Origin of the sequence: Paenibacillus sp. A3 (assembly GCF_001399685.1) — a bacterium.
GTDB lineage: Bacteria > Bacillota > Bacilli > Paenibacillales > NBRC-103111 > Paenibacillus_G.
This window is the reverse complement of record NZ_JTHN01000243.1, coordinates 1-4,956: the sequence shown is the minus strand read 5'-3', so window position 1 is coordinate 4,956 and position 4,956 is coordinate 1. Positions and strand designations below refer to the sequence as shown.

General features: G+C 58.2%; 3 protein-coding genes. 1 reads left to right on the top strand and 2 read right to left on the bottom strand.

All coding sequences use genetic code 11. From position 1 onward, the window contains the following. A partial coding sequence (locus QJ48_RS30795; protein WP_054977160.1) for an ABC transporter ATP-binding protein occupies positions 1–1,535 on the bottom strand: 1,535 nt, incomplete at its 3' end. Positions 1,536–1,611: 76 nt separating this feature from the next. After that, positions 1,612–3,357 carry an ABC transporter ATP-binding protein gene (locus QJ48_RS30790; protein WP_054977159.1) on the bottom strand — a complete coding sequence of 582 codons (1,746 nt, stop codon included), beginning with the start codon at positions 3,355–3,357 and terminating at the stop codon, positions 1,612–1,614. Between the two features lie 565 nt (positions 3,358–3,922). Between QJ48_RS30790 and QJ48_RS30785 the strand changes: the two genes are divergently transcribed. Then, entirely contained in the window at positions 3,923–4,882 is a 960-nt protein-coding gene (locus tag QJ48_RS30785) for an acetylxylan esterase (RefSeq protein ID WP_054977161.1), read from the top strand. The last annotated feature ends 74 nt before the right edge of the window (positions 4,883–4,956 follow it).

The window sequence follows — 4,956 nt, the reverse complement described above, 5'->3', positions numbered from 1 at the left end:
AACGGGTCCTGCAGCACGATCCCCATATGCTGGCGGAGCAGCTGCTGCGGAATATCCCGGATATCCCGGCCGTCGATCAGAATCCGTCCTTCCCGGACCTCGTAGAACCGGAACAGCAGGTTCAGGATCGAGCTTTTGCCGGAGCCGGTATGGCCTACAAGCGCGACAGTTTCGCCCGAGCGGGCGTGGAACGTAATGTTTTTGAGCACGTCCTCGCCGGGCTTGTAAGCGAACGAGACGTTCTCGAAGGCGACGTTTCCTTTGTAGCGCTCCAGCTTGCCTTCGGCCACCTCGGTGCCTTTCTCGTCCAGCAGCTCGAACACGCGCTCCGCCGACACGAGGGCCGTTTCCAGGTTGCTGAGCTGGTTCACGATGCCGACGATCGGCTGGAACATCCGGTTCATGTAATCAACGAAAGCGTACAGCACCCCGACCGTGACAAGCGTACCGAGCCAGCTGCCGCCGAACATCCAGATGACAGTCAGAAAAATAACGTTCCGGACGACGCCTACCAGGTTGTGCGAGGTAATCGCATTTAAGCTGAGCAGCTTGTTTTGGTACGTAAAATGCTGCTCGTTGAGCTGCTCGAACTCTTCAAGCGTTTCCTTCTGCCGGCGGAACGCCCGGATGATCGGCATGCCTTGAATCGATTCGTTGATCATCCCGTTGATGTCGCTCAGTCTGGACCGGATCGCATGGTTGTATTTGGAAGCGAAACGGCGGTACACGACGATCCACACGTAGAGGATCGGCACCAGGGGCAGCGCGATCAGCGCAAGCCTTGCATCGAGAAAGAACAGCGCGCCGAGAATGGCGGCCATGTAAACGATACCGGAGAAAAAGTTCGCTAACACGTTGACGTACAGCTCGCGGATCGATTCCGTATCGTTCGTAATGCGCGAAACGACTTTGCCCGCGGGCAGGTTGTCGAAATATTGGACGGGCAGCCGTCCGACCTGAGCGAACACGTCTTTGCGGATCGTCTGAATGATCCGGTTGGCGGACGTCTGCAGCAGGTATTTCTCCCCGTAAGCCAACAGGGCGCTCAGCGCGATCAGGCCAAAATAACAGGCCGCCAGCACGACGAGCCGTCCGAATTCCGGTTCGTAAAAGGCGTAGAGCTGCGGCGTCGTCAGCTCACGCACCGGATAGACGGCCTGCCCGCCATCGCCGACCACCGTCAGTTCGTTTCCTTGCACACTGCGTTGACCGTCGAAGCGGAGCGGGCCGTCGACGAAATAGTAGCTGCGTCCGACCTGCAGCACGCGGGCCTCCCGCCCCTTCGTTTCGCCTTCCTCCCAGCGGTCTTGCCGTTTGTACGTTTTGCCGTCGTAGACGACGGTGTCTTTGCCACCTGCGGCAGCTTCATACCATGGATATTCCACGCCGAGAATATGGCGGTCGATCATTTGTCTGGCGACAAGCGGTCCGGCCAGCTCCGCGCAGACGGCTGCGGTCAGCAGGACGAGCGCAATGAGGATCGGCCGCTTGAACAACGCCGCGTAGCGGTATAACCGGATACCGGTTTGTTTCATGAGAAATCACCTTCGTTTCCGCTTTGCGGACAGTTTGCGATGCCGTCCGCCAAGCTTATTTTGAACGGGGAAGGGGTTACGCCCCGATGTTCGCTTCGAGCTGCTGCCGGTCGTACTGCTCTTTGTACCAGCCTCCGGCTTGAAGCAGCTGCTCATGGGTGCCTTCTTCCGCGATCCGGCCTTCGTCCAGCACGACGATCCAATCGGCATGCTGGACGGCGGATAGCCGGTGGGTGACGATCAGGGTCGTCTTGCCGGCGCGTTCCCGGCGAATACCCGCGATGATTTCCGCCTCCGTCTTGGCGTCGACCGCCGACAGCGCGTCGTCGAGCATGAGAATTTCGGGATCGACGATCAAGGCGCGGGCGATGGACACGCGCTGCTTCTGACCGCCGGACAAGGCGACGCCCTTTTCGCCGACCAGCGTCTCCAGACCTTCGGGCAGGAAGTGCACGTCCTTGGCGAACGAGGCCAGCTCGAGCGCCCGCTGCACTTCCGACTCGTCCGCCTGGCTGCGGCCGAACGTAATATTTTCGCGGATCGACCGCGAGAACAAGATCGGCTGCTGCGGCACATAGCCGATCCAGCCTTGGAGCGTGTCGGGATCGATCCAGTCCGCTGGCACGCCGGACAGCCGGACCGCCCCCTGACCGGAAGGGTATTCGCGCAGAAGCTGCTTGAGCAGCGTCGTTTTGCCGCTTCCCGTCCGGCCTACGATTCCGAGCGTCTGACCGCGCTCCAGCTTGAACGAGATATCGACGAGATTATCGATCGGCGAGGAAGGATAGCGGAACGTCACGCGGTCGAACACGATGTTTTTCGGCACGTCGACCGGGACTGGATTCGCCGGGCCTTCCACATCCGGCTCGTAGGCGAGCGTTTCGTTGACCCGGTCCAGCGAAGCGTTGCCCCGCTGCATGAGGTTGATCAGCTCGCCGATCGCGAACATCGGCCAAATCAGCATGCCGAGGAACACGTTGAACGAAACCAGCTCGCCGAGCGTAATTTCATTGTGGAACACCAGATACGCGCCGTAACACAGCCCGATCAAATAGCTGATGCCGACCAAAATTTTCACCGTCGGATCGAACAGCGCATCGACGCGGGCGACGGCGATATTTTTGCGGAACACGTCGTCCGAAGTGCGGTGGAACCGTTCCTCGCTGGCCTTCTCCTGCACGAACGCGCGGATGACCCGAACGCCGCCGATCGTCTCCAGCACCTGGTCGTTCAATTGGCCGAACGCGTCCTGCGCGCTCGTGAAGCGCTCATGGATCCGCTTGCCGAACCTGCCCATCAGCAGCGCCATAACCGGCAGCTGCAGCAGGGAAGCGAGCGTTAGCTTCCAGCTGATAAACGCCGCCATCATCGTCAAGATCGTCAGCATGTACAGGCTGGAGTCAATAAGAGTCAATATCCCGAAGCCTGCGGTCGCCGAGACGGCATGCAGATCGTTCGTCGCCCGGGCCATCAAATCGCCCGTCCGGTTTCGTTCGTAGAACGTCGGCGTCATTTTGGCGAAGTGGCGCATCAGACGCGAGCGGAGCAGACGCTCCAGCACGAAGGCGCCGCCGAACAGCTGATACATCCAGACGTAAGTGATCGCGTAACACAACAGAGCCGCTGCGGCCCAAAAGCCAAGCACCTGATAAAACTGCGCGTCGGTCAGCGTCCCTTGATGAATGCCGTCGATGGAATAGCCGATCAGCTTCGGGGGAATGACCTCCAGAATTCCGGCGATCAGCAGCAGCAGGATCGCGGAACTGTATCGTTTCCAGTGCATGGCGAAAAACCAGCGCAGCTTCTTCAATACGATAAACATGCGAGCGTACTCCTTTCCGGTTCTCTAAAAAATGGTTATGCGGCAGCGCTTGGAAAACGACGCCAAAAAAGGCATACCGCTCGTAAGCGATATGCCTTAGCGCATCCGTATCCAAGGACAAGGATGCTTATCCGTTCGCAACAAACGCCATACGCGGGTTCTAACTGCTGCGGACCGATAAAAAAGGCGCACGATTACGAGGGTGCGTAACCATGCGCCGCGTGTACGGAAGAAATTCGCGGAACGGCGAACGAGCCGTTACGATTCCAGCGCGGAGTGGCTGCACCGAACAATCCGGTTGTATTGAAGATGTGCGCGAAATTTTCGGTCTCGAGCGAGCAGCATCATTTGGCAGCCATCCTTTCTTTGGAAATAATCTACAAATGTCACTGTACCATTGGGCGGCTCGTACTGTCAACGGGAAAAAACGATTATAATCGATCGGGCCGAAAGATCGAAAAAAGACAAGATCGAGTCTGAGGTGAGACTTGAGATTCCGGCCGCCCTGAATTACATTGAGAATAAGAAGTGGATTTCCTACTTTGTAAAAAAGGATGATGAAACGATGCCGCTGTTGGATATGCCGCTGGATCAACTGAAAACGTACCAAGGACGCAATCCGCGTCCCGCCGACCTGGACGAATACTGGGAAGCCGCGCTGCAGGAAATGCGGGCGACCGATCCTCAGGTCGAGCTGGTGCCGTCGGAATTCACGACGCCGTTCGCGGAATGCTTCGACTTGTATTTTACCGGCGTTCGGGGCGCGCGGATTCACGCCAAATATGTGCGCCCGACCCGAACCGACGGTCCGCATCCGGCCGTGCTCCAATTCCACGGCTATACGGGAAATTCCGGCGATTGGCAGGATAAGCTGCAGTATGCGGCGCTGGGCTTTTCCGTGGCGGCCATGGACGTACGCGGTCAAGGCGGTTTGTCGGAGGATACGGGCGGGGTGAAGGGAACGACGCATCACGGTCATTTTATCCGCGGTTTGGACGGGGAGCCGGACAATTTGCTGTTCCGCCATATTTTCCTGGATGCGGCGCAGCTGGCTTCCATTGTCATGAGCTTTCCGGAGGTGGATGAGAACCGGGTAGGGGCGTCGGGCTGGTCGCAGGGAGGCGCTTTAACGATGGCCTGCGCGGCGCTGGAGCCGCGGATTCGCAAGGCCGCGCCCGTATACCCGTTCCTGAGCGACTATAAGCGGGTATGGGAGATGGATTTGGCCAAGGATGCCTATGCCGAGCTGCGCACGTATTTCCGCCATTTTGATCCGCAGCATAAACGGGAAGAGGAGATTTTCACAAAGCTTGGATACATCGATGTCCAGCATTTGGCGCACCGCATTCGGGCGGAGCTGCTGATTGGCGTCGGGCTGATGGACCCGGTTTGTCCGCCTTCCACCCAGTTTGCCGCGATCAACAAAGTCACATCGCCGGTGCAGCTGGAAATTTATCCGGACTTCGGACACGAAGGGCTTCCGGGAATGCAGGACAAGATCTATCAATTTATGAAAACCTTATAGCGGCAAAAGAAGAGCGTCCGGCGCATTGTCGGACGCTGAGTGCCCAGAAGCCCTAGAAGTAGAAAATCTCAGAC